At 59.6% G+C, this 11,695-nt stretch carries 10 protein-coding genes; 4 read left to right on the top strand and 6 right to left on the bottom strand.

The window, feature by feature from the left end; genetic code table 11:
• Positions 1–55: 55 nt before the first annotated feature.
• The 3 genes from AC1DIH_RS19120 to AC1DIH_RS19110 all read right to left on the bottom strand — a co-directional run bounded on the left by AC1DIH_RS19120 (position 56) and on the right by AC1DIH_RS19110 (position 2,646).
• Entirely contained in the window at positions 56–943 is an 888-nt protein-coding gene (locus tag AC1DIH_RS19120) for an efflux RND transporter periplasmic adaptor subunit (RefSeq protein WP_477772869.1), read from the bottom strand.
• Positions 940–1,659, bottom strand: a complete 720-nt coding sequence (locus AC1DIH_RS19115) for an ABC transporter ATP-binding protein (protein ID WP_477772868.1) — start codon at positions 1,657–1,659, stop codon at positions 940–942. The genes AC1DIH_RS19120 and AC1DIH_RS19115 overlap by 4 nt, the downstream gene beginning before the upstream one ends.
• Positions 1,660–1,734: 75 nt before the next feature.
• Positions 1,735–2,646: a universal stress protein gene (locus tag AC1DIH_RS19110; RefSeq protein WP_103316121.1), complete on the bottom strand. Its 912-nt coding sequence runs from the start codon at positions 2,644–2,646 to the stop codon at positions 1,735–1,737.
• A gap of 321 nt (positions 2,647–2,967) precedes the next feature.
• On the opposite strand from AC1DIH_RS19110, the gene ftsH reads away from it, so the two are divergent.
• Complete coding sequence (gene ftsH, locus AC1DIH_RS19105) at positions 2,968–4,791, top strand: ATP-dependent zinc metalloprotease FtsH (RefSeq protein ID WP_477772867.1); 1,824 nt, start codon at positions 2,968–2,970, stop codon at positions 4,789–4,791.
• Entirely contained in the window at positions 4,788–5,213 is a 426-nt protein-coding gene (locus AC1DIH_RS19100; protein ID WP_427530552.1) for a potassium channel family protein, read from the top strand. The genes ftsH and AC1DIH_RS19100 overlap by 4 nt, the downstream gene beginning before the upstream one ends.
• Before the next feature lie 32 nt (positions 5,214–5,245).
• Here the strand turns inward: AC1DIH_RS19100 and AC1DIH_RS19095 are convergent, their stop codons facing one another.
• Together AC1DIH_RS19095 and AC1DIH_RS19090 are read right to left on the bottom strand one after the other, a co-directional pair.
• Positions 5,246–6,127 (bottom strand): universal stress protein, encoded by an 882-nt coding sequence (locus AC1DIH_RS19095; RefSeq protein ID WP_347927406.1) that lies wholly within the window; start codon positions 6,125–6,127, stop codon positions 5,246–5,248.
• Between the two features lie 90 nt (positions 6,128–6,217).
• Positions 6,218–8,593 (bottom strand): phosphoketolase family protein, encoded by a 2,376-nt coding sequence (locus tag AC1DIH_RS19090; RefSeq protein WP_477772866.1) that lies wholly within the window; start codon positions 8,591–8,593, stop codon positions 6,218–6,220.
• A gap of 402 nt (positions 8,594–8,995) precedes the next feature.
• On the opposite strand from AC1DIH_RS19090, the gene fnr reads away from it, so the two are divergent.
• Together fnr and AC1DIH_RS19080 are read left to right on the top strand one after the other, a co-directional pair.
• Positions 8,996–9,748, top strand: coding sequence for a fumarate/nitrate reduction transcriptional regulator Fnr (fnr, locus tag AC1DIH_RS19085; RefSeq protein ID WP_429540129.1), 753 nt, complete (start codon positions 8,996–8,998; stop codon positions 9,746–9,748).
• A 33-nt stretch (positions 9,749–9,781) separates the two neighbouring features.
• The gene (locus tag AC1DIH_RS19080; protein ID WP_477772865.1) at positions 9,782–10,765 is read left to right on the top strand and encodes a zinc-dependent alcohol dehydrogenase family protein; all 984 of its coding nucleotides are present in this window, start codon (positions 9,782–9,784) and stop codon (positions 10,763–10,765) included.
• Here the strand turns inward: AC1DIH_RS19080 and AC1DIH_RS19075 are convergent.
• On the bottom strand, positions 10,755–11,675 hold the full coding sequence (locus AC1DIH_RS19075; RefSeq protein ID WP_477772864.1) for a universal stress protein: 921 nt from the start codon (positions 11,673–11,675) through the stop codon (positions 10,755–10,757). The two genes, AC1DIH_RS19080 and AC1DIH_RS19075, sit on opposite strands and share 11 nt — an antisense overlap.
• Positions 11,676–11,695 lie beyond the last annotated feature (20 nt).

Here is an 11,695-nt window from a genome sequence, read left to right as displayed (position 1 = left end):
ATGGGGAGCACTCGGGCATGCAATCGCAGTGGTCGATGGACGCGGGACTGGCACATCATTTCTGTCCTATGAAGACATCCACCAACTGCCCCGGATACACCATCGGGAGGTCTTTTTTCTCGAACCGGAAAAGCACCGGCAACACCCTGAGGTCGACTTTCTCCTGACGCTGATTGGACAACTGGATTTTCGGCGACACGTACGGCTGCACGCGAACGAACTCCAGCGGCACCTTGATATCCGAGCCATGGATCAACATCTGTGCACGAATATGTTCGGGCGGCGGCAAGCGGGCAATCAGGATCTCGTCCACATAGCAGCGTACCGCCAGATAGGTCTGTTCAGCGCTCATCACCGCTAACGGGCTGAATTGCTGGATATACGGGTCATAGGCGCCCTGCGGCGACACATAACTGCCCACGGTGGTATTGATGGCCAGGACCACGCCATCCACCGGGGCCTTGATCGCATATTGCGCAAGCGTGGCATTCGCCGCCTTGAGCGCTGCCTGTGCCTGGGCCGCGGTATCTTTTGCGGTGTCCAGCGTGTCCTTGCTGATGGACTTGGGATCAATCCCGTAGGACGCCAGGCGCTTGGTGTATTGGTCCTGAGCGGTTTTCAGACTGGCTTGCGCCAATTCGAAGTTTGCCCTGGGCACGGCGTCATCGATGGTCACCAGGGGCGTACCGCGGGTGACAGCCTGCCCTTCTTGCACCAGCACTTGAGTGATCGGCCCGGAAACCTGCGGGTAAATCACGATGTTGGAACCGCCGGGCTGCTCGCTTTCGATAATCCCGTTAGCATAAATAGCGGTGTCATAAGGGCTGCTCGCCGGGGCGAAGGCTGGCGGCAATGGACGGGGCGTGCGTCCGAGCAGGTAGGCGGCGGTCACCCCGGCCAATACACCGATGACGGCCAGCACAAACAGCACCCGGTTCTTCATGGCGAGGTCCGGTCAGGTTCGCTGATGCGGCCATCTTCCATGTGAATGATGCGGTCGGCGTACTCATTGATCCGCGCGTCGTGAGTGACGATCAGAATGCAACGCTGCTGGTTGAGAATATTCGACTTCACGAAGGCAATGATCATCTTCCCGGTGTCACCGTCGAGGGACGCGGTGGGCTCGTCGAGAATCAATAGCTGCGGGCCGCCGATGATCGCCCGGGCGATCGCCACCCGCTGCTGTTCGCCGCCGGAGAGCTTGACCGGCAGAATGTCGCCGCGGTCCTTGAGGCCGACCACTTCCAGGCTCTGCTTCGCCTGCGTTATGGCGTCGTCCCAATCACAGTGCTTGAGGATCAAGGGAATCGCGACGTTCTCGGCAGCGGTCAACCGTGCGAAAAGATGGTAGTCCTGAAACACAAAGCCGATGTTATTGAGGCGTAACTCTGCCAGTTGATCGGTGCTCAGGCTCCAGATGTCATTGCCGTTGATCTTCACCGTACCGGCATCCGGCCGCAGAATGCCCGAGATCATGCTCAGCAGCGTGGTCTTGCCGCTTCCTGACGGGCCAACGATGAACACCATTTCACCGAACTGTGCGACCAGTGAGACCTGATCGACAGCCTTCATTCGTACGTCCCCTTCCCCGAACCATTTGGTCAGGCCGCTCGAATCAATCGCCGGATGATCGGCAGAACCCGTTTGATCCGAACTCATGAGCGTTTCTGCTCCCGATCAGCCGATGCCCCACGGGCACTGGCAGTTATCGAATACCGCTACCACGATACGCCATCAATACGGCGGCTTGACGATCATCAGACTGCAGGGAGCCCGGTTCAGGGTGTTCTCGGCAGTACTGCCGAGAAATACGTTCACGCCCCGATAGTGCACGGTGCCCATCACAATCATGTCGAACTCATTACTCGCCGCGAAACGCTCGATCATCTTGTGCGGAACACCGGTCAACAGATGCCGTTTCGCCTCTGGAATCTCATAGCGTTCGGCGAGCGTATCGAAGGCTTCAATCTGGGTATCGCTGACCGCGTCTCTCAAGCTTTCCCGCATGGTCAGGTATTGCAGGTTCACGCCGGAGTCGCCGTTCACAATCCAGCCGCTGACATTGAGCAGGTGCAACTTCGCGCCACAGGACAAGGCCAGCTTCGAAGCAATGTCGAGGATCTGGCCATTCAGCCCCTGCGTCAGCTCTTCAAGATGGGAAAGGTCGACAGCCGCCAGTATTTTCAAGGGCAACGGGTTTCTGGCATCGGTGACCAGATGCAAGGGCGCCGGGCAGTCGCGCAGTAACAGCCAGTCCAGAGGCTTGTAGAAAACCCGTTGAAATGCCGATACGTGCTGTACATCCTTGATCACGATGTCTGCCCCGAAGTCGTTCACGTACTCAAGCATCTCCTCGATACCCGGTTTGGCCCAGACCACTTCAGTGGTCACGTGCAGGCCTTTGCATTGCCCAAACCGGGCCTGCTGCTCAAGCCAGTGACGGTGCACCTGCAAATATCCCTCGCGCGCCTGCGCCATGGCCTGATGGTCAAACAGGCCAGCGACCGCCAGCGCTTCGACATAATCGAACGCCACGATATGCAGCAGCGCGCCTGTCGCCCTCGCCAGGGATTCCGCCCGGTCAAACGCGGGGGTACGGGACATTTCGCTCGGAGCGATCAGCAGTAAACGGCGAATTTCGAACATCACACACCTCGTCGGCAGATGCTTGGTCAGTCGAAACCGATGAACAGCACTCCTGTGCCGGCCTTCCATCAGCACACGGATCGACGAACACCCTCTCTGGTTAATGTCGATAGTGAGCGGGCAGCTGCTGGCCGGGGTTGATAAAAATCACAAAAAATCGTCGTCATGCGCTCTGGACAAGAAGTACCGGGACGGTCAGCTCAGAGGAAAGCGTAAAACCCGGCGTTCGAGCGGGTGGCGTCTAGAATTCTATTGAAATGCCTATGGGGGTTAAGGATTGAACCGCCACGCATCGTGCCCGTTTCCCCTTGAGCCAAGGCCATGAAGAAGAATCACCAGTGGAACCTTTCCTACTTCGCGATCACCTTTCTGGTCCTTGCGCTCGCTCAGCTTTTTCTGGTTGAACGTCATTCAGTGCAAAGCATCCCTTACAGTCAGTTCCTGCAACTGTTGGGCGAGCACAAGGTCAGCGAGTTGCGGGTCGACAAGGAGCAGATCAGCGGCAAGCTGCAAGAGCCCATCGACGGCCACGACCTGTTCACCACCGTGCGGGTCGATCCCACGCTGGCGACTGAGTTGGCGCAATCGGGTGTCGGCTTTTCCGGCATCAGCGAAAACACCCTGCTGAACGCGCTGCTGGGCTGGTTGCTGCCCTTTGCCATGATCATGGTGCTCTGGCATTTCCTGTTCCGCGGCATGGCCGAAAAACAGGGCCTTGGCGGGCTGATGAATGTCGGCAAGTCGCGGGCCAAGGTCTTTGTCGAGCGTGATACCGGGGTGACCTTCGCCGATGTCGCGGGCATCGACGAAGCCAAGGCCGAGCTGGTGGAAATCGTCTCGTTCCTGAAGGACAAGGCCAAGTACGCACGCCTGGGAGCGCATATTCCCAAGGGCACCCTGCTGGTCGGCCCACCGGGCACCGGCAAGACCCTGGTGGCCAAGGCGATCGCCGGTGAAGCCGGGGTGCCGTTTTTTTCGATTTCCGGGTCCGAATTCGTCGAAATGTTCGTCGGTGTCGGCGCCGCTCGAGTGCGCGATTTATTCGAGCAGGCGCGGCAAGCGGCACCGTGCATTATCTTCATCGACGAACTCGACGCCCTGGGCAAAATGCGCGGTATCGGTGCGTTTGGCGGCAACGACGAAAAAGAACAGACCCTCAACCAGCTGCTGGCCGAGCTGGACGGTTTCGACCCGCGCGAAGGTGTGGTCCTGCTGGCAGCGACCAACCGGCCGGAGGTCCTCGATCCGGCGTTGCTGCGGGCCGGGCGCTTCGACCGTCAACTGGTGATCGACCGCCCCGATCGAAAAGGCCGACAAGCCATCCTCAAGGTCCATCTGAAAAAAATCACCGTAGCGCCGGACATCGACTCCGAACGTATCGCCGAAATCACCACCGGCTTCACCGGTGCGGACCTGGCGAACCTGATCAACGAAGCCGCCATCGTGGCCACCCGCCGGGGAGGCGAGACCGTCAACCTCGACGACTTCACGGTCGCGGTGGAACGCATCGTCGCCGGGGTCGAACGCAAGAGCAGCCTGTTACGGCCTGACGAGCGCCTGGTGGTGGCCTATCACGAAATGGGCCATGCCCTGGCCGCAGGCACCTTGCCGGGGATGGACCCGGTCCACAAGGTGTCGATCATCCCCCGCTCCATTGGCTCGCTGGGTTATACCTTGCAGCGACCGACCGAGGATCACTTCCTGATCAGTTGTCAGATGCTCAAGGATCGCATCGCTGTACTGATGGCCGGTCGTGCCGCCGAGTTCATCGTCTATGGCCAGATCTCCACGGGTGCCGCCGATGACCTGACCCGGGCGACCGACATCGCCCGGCAGTTGATCACCCGTTTCGGCATGAGTGCCGAACTCGGTCAATCAGTACTCGAACGGCAAACCCCGACTTATCTGGGCGAACACATGGCCGGACTGGGCCAGAAAGACTATTCGGAACAAACCGCGCGGGAAATCGACCTGGGCATCCGCGCCTTGCTCGAAGAAGCCTATAACCGGGCCAAGGTACTGCTCGACAGTCGTCGGGCCGACCTGGATGCCGGCGCTCATTTACTGCTGGAAAAGGAAACGCTGACGCCAGAGGAGTTTACGCCGCTGCTACCGCTCAAGGCCGCCCCCGATGGCTCGCCATGATTGAGGTCACGCTGATCAATACGCTGGTGGTCATCGTTGCCGTGGTGATCCACTACGAATGCCTGTCACGCCTGAACGACTGGCTTCCCCGGCTCCGGGCCTGGAGTCGATTCAGAATCGTCGTCGGGGTATTTGGCGCGATGCTGGCCCATGCGACAGAAGTCTGGTGCTTTGCGCTGGCCTATTACCTGATGGCGCGCTCCGGCGACTGGGGCAGCCTGAGCGGCAACTTTGACGGCTCGTTCATGGATTGCGTGTACTTTTCCTTCACCACCTTTACCACCATCGGTTTTGGCGATATCTCGCCCATGGGCAAACTCAAGTACCTGACCGGGTTGCAGGCACTGACCGGCCTGGTGCTCATCACCTGGACGGCGTCCTTTCTGTTTCTCGAAATGCAGAAATACTGGAAGAGCAAATAGCGGCCGCCGGTGGACGACCGCTTCCACGGGACCTAAACGGCCAGGATGCTGCAAGGCACTTGATAAAGCACATGTTCGGTGGTGCTGCCAATCAACCATTGCAGGCCATGGTGCCGGCCCCTGCCCATGACGATCACGTCAGTCTGGTTATCGTTGACGAACCCGGCCAGCGCCGACACCGGATCACCGAAGATAAAATGCCGACACTCAACAGGCACCCCAAAGTCATGAGCCAGTGTGACAAAGGATTTTTCCAGTGCCTGGCGCAGATCTTTCCTGAGCTTCGACAGCACCGGCTCATCTCCATCGGCATCGTCCAGATAGTCGGAGGACATAGGGCAAACGTGCAGCAGAGACAATTGGGCATCACATTGCAATGCCAGGCTATTGGCCTGCTGCAGGATCCGCTCGTTCAGCTTGCTGCCCTGCGGCTCGGGATCCACCGCCGCGACCACCTTGCGCGGCAACGTATGACTGCAGGGACTCAGCAGATAAACCGGCACCGGGCACTCGCGCAGCAAGTACCAATCCATGGGCGTGACAAAGGCGCGCTTGAGCAGCGGCTCATGCTGAATCTCCTTGAGCAACAGGTCGGGACGCAGTTGCATCACATAGTCCAGGATCTCCAGACGGGCATCATCGCTCCATCTCACTTCGCTGGTCACATCAAGCCCTTTGGCACGTAGTGCGTGCACTTCATTCTTCAACCATCGGCTCTGCTCCTGCAGGTAACGCATGCGCGTCTCGTCCCGTGCCGGCGGTTCAAGCAGCGAAAAAAGCCTGACCGGTTTGGTCAGCCCGAGAATATGCAGAGTGGCACCACAGGCCTTGGCCAGAGCGCTGGCCTGGTGGATGGCCGGGGAGTGACGCAGGGTCGGATTGATGATCAGCAGCAACCGTTGATACTGGCTCATGGTCTGGCTCCAGAACGTTCAGGCCTGGACGCGAACGGCTTCTTGCCTCTGCGCTCATGCTGAATGGATGACGGCATCGATTGGGGCTCCTCAACTGCCGGCCGCAGGCGTCCATTGCCAGTTCATCACTTCGGGCAAGTCCTGCCCGTGTTCGATGAGGTAAAGCTTGTGTTTCTCCATCGTTGCCCAGTAACGCGCCCGGGCCGTTTCGATCTGCTCGTGCAGGCGCGGAACCCGCTCGATCACATCCAGCGCCAGCTGATAACGGTCCAGGTTATTGATGACCGCCATATCGAACGGTGTCGTGGTCGCCCCCTCCTCCTTGAAGCCGCGCACGTGGAAGTTCTCATGATTGCTGCGTTTGTAAATCAGCCGGTGAATCAGTGCCGGGTACCCGTGGAAAGCAAAGATCACGGGCCTGTCGACGGTGAACAGCTCGTCGAACGCCGAGTCCGACAAACCATGGGGATGCTGAAATGACGGTTGCAGCACCATCAGATCGACGACGTTGATCACCCTGACGCGCAAATCCGGCACGTACTCGCGAAGCAAGGTCACGGCAGCCAGCGTTTCCAGGGTCGGAACGTCTCCGGCGCAAGCCATGACCACGTCCGGGTCTTGATCGTTCTGGCAGGCCCAGTCCCATTGACCGATGCCGCACAGGCAATGACGGATGGCCGAACCGATATCCAGCCACTGCCACTCCGGTTGTTTGCCGGCAACGATGATGTTGATGTAGTTGCGACTTCTCAGGCAGTGGTCGGCAACCGACAGCAGGCAATTGGCGTCGGCTGGCAGGTAGATCCGGACCACATCGGACTTCTTGTTCGCGACCAGATCGATGAAGCCCGGGTCCTGATGGGAAAAACCGTTATGGTCCTGACGCCAGACATGCGAGGTGAGCAAGTAATTGAGCGAGGCTACGGGTTTGCGCCAAGGCACCTCGGCGGCGGTTTTCAGCCATTTTGCGTGCTGATTGAACATCGAATCGACGATGTGAATGAAGGCCTCGTAACAGGAGAACAGTCCATGCCGGCCCGTCAATAAATAGCCTTCCAGCCAACCCTCGCACACTTGCTCACTCAGAATCTCCATCACCCGGCCTTCGGCCGCCAGGTCGATATCTTCGGGCTCCAAGGTGCCCATCCACGCCTTCGCGCTGACGTCGTAGACCGCATCCAGTCGGTTCGAGGCGGTTTCATCCGGGCCGAACAACCGAAAATTGCCTGAGGCCAGATTGTTTTTCATCACGTCGCGCAGAAACGTCCCCAGCACCCGGGTCGCTTCTGCGCGCAGGCAGCCCGGCGCGGGAAGTTTCACGGCGTATTCGGTAAAGCGCGGCAGATCCAGCGGTCGCAGCAGCAGGCCACCATTGGCGTGAGGATTGGCGCTCATTCGCCGGTGCCCCGTCGGTGCCAGCGCAGCGATTTCGGGTAACAGGGCACCATTGACATCAAACAGCTCATCAGGCCGATAGCTGCTGAGCCAGTCTTCCAGTTGTCGCAGATGAATCGGCTGCCCGAAATCCGCCAGCGGCACCTGATGCGCACGCCATGTGCCTTCAATATGCCGACCATCGACGAATTTGGGGCCTGTCCAGCCCTGTGGCGTACGCAGCACCAGCATCGGCCAAAGAGGGCGCTCCGGCACCGGAGGCTGCGGATATTTGCGTGCAACGCGCTGGATCTCGCGGATTTTCAACAGCATCGTGTCCAGGGTTCTGGCCAACGCCTGATGAACCTGCTCAGGTTCATCACCCTCGACAAAATACGGATCGTAGCCGTAGCCATACATCAGGGCCGACAGTTCGTCTTCGCTGATTCTGGAGAGTACCGAGGGGTTGGCGATCTTGTAGCCATTGAGGTGCAGAATCGGCAGGACTGCCCCGTCACGCACCGGATTAAGGAATTTGTTGGAATGCCAGCTGGCCGCCAGCGTTCCCGTTTCAGCCTCACCGTCGCCGATCACGCACGCCACGATCAGGTCCGGGTTATCGAACGCCGCGCCGTAGGCATGGGCCAGGGAATAGCCCAGTTCGCCGCCTTCATGGATCGACCCGGGAATCTGCGCCGAAACATGGCTGGAAAGCCCATAGGGCCAGGAAAACTGCCGAAAGAGCCGGACCAGGCCGTTACGGTTCTGCTCCACTGAAGGATTGAACTCGGTGTAAGTCCCTTCCAGATAGGTCTGCGCCACGATCGCCGGCCCACCATGCCCGGGGCCGGTGACGAAGATCATGTTCAGGTCGTAGCAGGTGATCAGACGGTTGAGGTGCACATAGATCAGATTCAGACCTGGCGTTGTTCCCCAATGCCCCAGTAAACGCGGTTTTACATGCTCCAGTGTCAGGGGCACGCTGATCAGCGGGTTGTCCTTGAGGTAGATCTGCCCCACTGCCAGGTAATTGGACGCTCGCCAATAGGCGTCGAGACCTTCCAGCTGATCGGCACTCAGAAAATCGCTCATGAAGCTCTCCGCTCTAGACGAGGAGCAACACCGGCCGTCGATGACAGGCCCGCGCTGCGAACAGGGCATTTGTCGATTCTGGGAGTCTGGGAGGTTCAAGACTTGATTTACATCAAACGCGCCTTCTCTGGAGAGGAATGCCAGTCAGTTAAGCGCAAACCTGTGGGAGCGAGCCGGCTCCGGGCGGCGTTCCGACGATGACGGCATAACATTCAACATCAATGTTGACTGACCCACCGCTATCGCGAGCAGGCTCGCTCCCACATGGATTGCTCCTGACTGACTGGCATTTTCTGCTGGGGCACTACCCCCGTTCGTCGTACAACCGCCCTCGGTTTACGCATTACGGGTTTGACCCGGCTATCAGCGCCTATGCTTCATACACCAATAGAGGGACGCTTAATGCCGCCGTATGACCTCCGCCCCGTTCACGCCCATTACCTGAAAGCCGCTTGCGCCAACTGCAGCGTTCTGGAGCTGTGCCTGCCGATTGGCCTGACCGACCAGGAAGTAGAGCGATTGGACACCCTGATCATCCAGCGCGTAAAAGTTAAAAAAGGTGCAGCGTTGTATCGCACGGGCGATTCATTGCGCTCGCTTTACGCGGTGCGCATCGGTTCTTTCAAGACCACGGTGTTGTCTCTCGACGGTCGCGAACAAGTCACCGGTTTTCAAATACCCGGCGAGATGCTCGGCCTGGATGCCATCAGTGAAGAGCAGCACACCTGCAATGCTTTCGCTCTTGAGGACAGCGAAGTGTGTCCCATCCATTTCGCCCAGCTGGAGAAGCTTTCCCGGGAGCTGCCTACACTGCAGCACAATCTGAACAAACTTCTAAGCCGCGAAATAGTGCGCGATCACGACATGCTGATGCTGATGGGTAAAATGAACTCCGACGAACGTCTGGCGGCCTTTCTGCTGAACCTGTCGCAGCGGCTTAGCCTGCGCGGTTATTCGTCCAGGGAGTTCGTGCTGAAGATGCGTCGCGAAGAGATCGGTTCCTATCTGGGGCTGCGCCTGGAAACCATCTGCCGAGGCATTGCCCACCTGCGGGATCAGGCACTGGTCGAAATTTCCGGGCGTAACGTCACCATCCTCGACATGGACAGGCTCAAGCATCTGGTCACCGGCTGCCATCGGGACGCGCCAGTTTGACAGCCTGAATGCCGTTGATTCTGGAGAATCGTCATGCGCGCCATGGTGCTACAGACTCCTGGCCAGCCACTGCAACGGGAAGAACGCGTTATCCCGACACCTGATGCTCAGCAACTGTTAATCAAAGTCCTGGCCTGTGGCGTATGCCGCACCGACCTGCACCTGGTCGATGGCGAGCTGCCGCAAGCGACACTGCCGCGAGTGCCGGGGCATGAAATTGTCGGGGAAGTGACCGCGGTGGGGGCTGACGTTGCGCCCGACTGGATCGGCCAGCGGGTCGGCGTTCCCTGGCTTGGATCGACCTGCGGCCGGTGTGAATTCTGCCGCTCGGGCCGGGAGAACCTCTGCGATCAGGCGCAGTTCACCGGTTGTAATCTGGACGGCGGTTATGCCGACTACACCGTGGCCGACGCGCGCTTCTGCTTTCGCCTTCCGGACACGCTCTCGGCCACTGAAGCCGCACCGTTGCTATGCGCCGGGCTGATCGGCTTTCGGGCGCTGCAAATGGCAAAAAACGCACGCCATCTGGGCCTCTACGGGTTCGGTGCCGCCGCCCACCTGGCGATCCAGGTGGCACTGGGCCGAGGGCAGCAGGTGTACGCCTTCACCCGACCGGGCGACAACGAGGGCCAGGCGTATGCCCGAACGTTGGGCGCCGCCTGGGCAGGCCCCTCGGACCAGAAACCGCCACACCTGCTCGACGCCAGCCTGATCTTCGCCCCCGTCGGAGCGCTGGTGCCGTTGGCGCTGGAGTCCACCGTCAAGGGTGGCTGTGTGATATGCGCCGGCATCCACATGAGCGACATCCCGGCGTTTCCCTATCGTCTGCTCTGGGGTGAGCGCAGCGTACGTTCGGTGGCCAACCTGACGCGCGAAGACGGCACAGCGTTTTTCCAGGAGATCCGGCACACGCCCGTGCACAGCGATGTCACCTGCTTTGCACTGGACGACGCCAATCAGGCGCTCGCCCAGCTGAGGAGCGGTCAGGTCAAAGGCGCCATCGTGCTCACCCCCTGACCGCAAAACCGGGTGACCGGACCGCCAGAATGCTGCCAGGCACCGAGTAAAGCGCCCGTTCAGTGGTGCTGCCAATCAACCGATCCAGCCCGACCCGGTGCACCGTACCCATCACCACCACGTCGGCCAGGTACTCTTCGACAAACTCGGTCAACGCCCGAACCGGTTGGCCCATGACAAAGTGCCGGCGTTCGGGCGGTATACCGTAGCGGTCGGCCAGGGTCACGAATGCCAGGTGCAGGGATTCACGCAGCTCCTCCATGTAATCCATGCTCCAACTGCCGCTGACCAACGGTGCATCGCCATTGAACGCGGGCGACAGGTCATAGGCGTACAGCAAATGCAGCGGTGCATCGCACTGCAGGGCCAGGGCGTTCGCGGTTTGAATGATGGTGTCGTTGAGGCCACTGATCTGGGTTTGCGGGTCGAAGGGGTCAACCGCCGCCACGATCCGGTGAGGCAAACTGTAACGGGCCTGGTTGACCAGGTGCACAGACACCGGGCATTCGCGCAGCAGATGACAATCAAGTGGCGTGATGAATACCCGTTTGAGCACCGGCTCCAACGTGGCGTCCTTGATCACCAGGTCAGGCTTGAACTCCTCGACATGCTTCAGGATATCCAGCAGCGGATGGGTGGTGAAGACCACTTCCACCGAGACTTTCAGCCCCTCACCGCTCAGTCGCTGGATTTCCTCCGACATCCAGCGACGATAGCGACGCAGGTAGCTGTGAAACGCCGCCTCATCGACTTTTTCATCCCACAAATGAACGATCGGCACCGGTTCGACAAAGGCACACACGTGCAACACCGCCCCACTCGCTTTAGCCAGGGCGACCGCGCGCAGCAAGGCTGGAGATTGATGCAGGGTTCGATCGGCGATCAGCAGTAACCGTTGATAATGACCCATCACACACCTCGGCTCGGCGC

The sequence above is a fragment of the Pseudomonas sp. 05N36 genome, from assembly GCF_056397385.1.
This window is presented reverse-complemented; position numbering and strand designations above follow the sequence as displayed.

Excerpts from the sequence above, each read along its gene's own strand:
- AC1DIH_RS19120 (WP_477772869.1), bottom strand. The coding sequence starts at position 943 with ATGAAGAACCGGGTGCTGTTTGTGCTGGCCGTCATCGGTGTATTGGCC.
- AC1DIH_RS19115 (WP_477772868.1), bottom strand. The coding sequence starts at position 1,659 with ATGAGTTCGGATCAAACGGGTTCTGCCGATCATCCGGCGATTGATTCG.
- AC1DIH_RS19110 (WP_103316121.1), bottom strand. The coding sequence starts at position 2,646 with ATGTTCGAAATTCGCCGTTTACTGCTGATCGCTCCGAGCGAAATGTCC.
- ftsH (WP_477772867.1), top strand. The coding sequence starts at position 2,968 with ATGAAGAAGAATCACCAGTGGAACCTTTCCTACTTCGCGATCACCTTT.
- AC1DIH_RS19100 (WP_427530552.1), top strand. The coding sequence starts at position 4,788 with ATGATTGAGGTCACGCTGATCAATACGCTGGTGGTCATCGTTGCCGTG.
- AC1DIH_RS19095 (WP_347927406.1), bottom strand. The coding sequence starts at position 6,127 with ATGAGCCAGTATCAACGGTTGCTGCTGATCATCAATCCGACCCTGCGT.
- AC1DIH_RS19090 (WP_477772866.1), bottom strand. The coding sequence starts at position 8,593 with ATGAGCGATTTTCTGAGTGCCGATCAGCTGGAAGGTCTCGACGCCTAT.
- fnr (WP_429540129.1), top strand. The coding sequence starts at position 8,996 with ATGCCGCCGTATGACCTCCGCCCCGTTCACGCCCATTACCTGAAAGCC.
- AC1DIH_RS19080 (WP_477772865.1), top strand. The coding sequence starts at position 9,782 with ATGCGCGCCATGGTGCTACAGACTCCTGGCCAGCCACTGCAACGGGAA.
- AC1DIH_RS19075 (WP_477772864.1), bottom strand. The coding sequence starts at position 11,675 with ATGGGTCATTATCAACGGTTACTGCTGATCGCCGATCGAACCCTGCAT.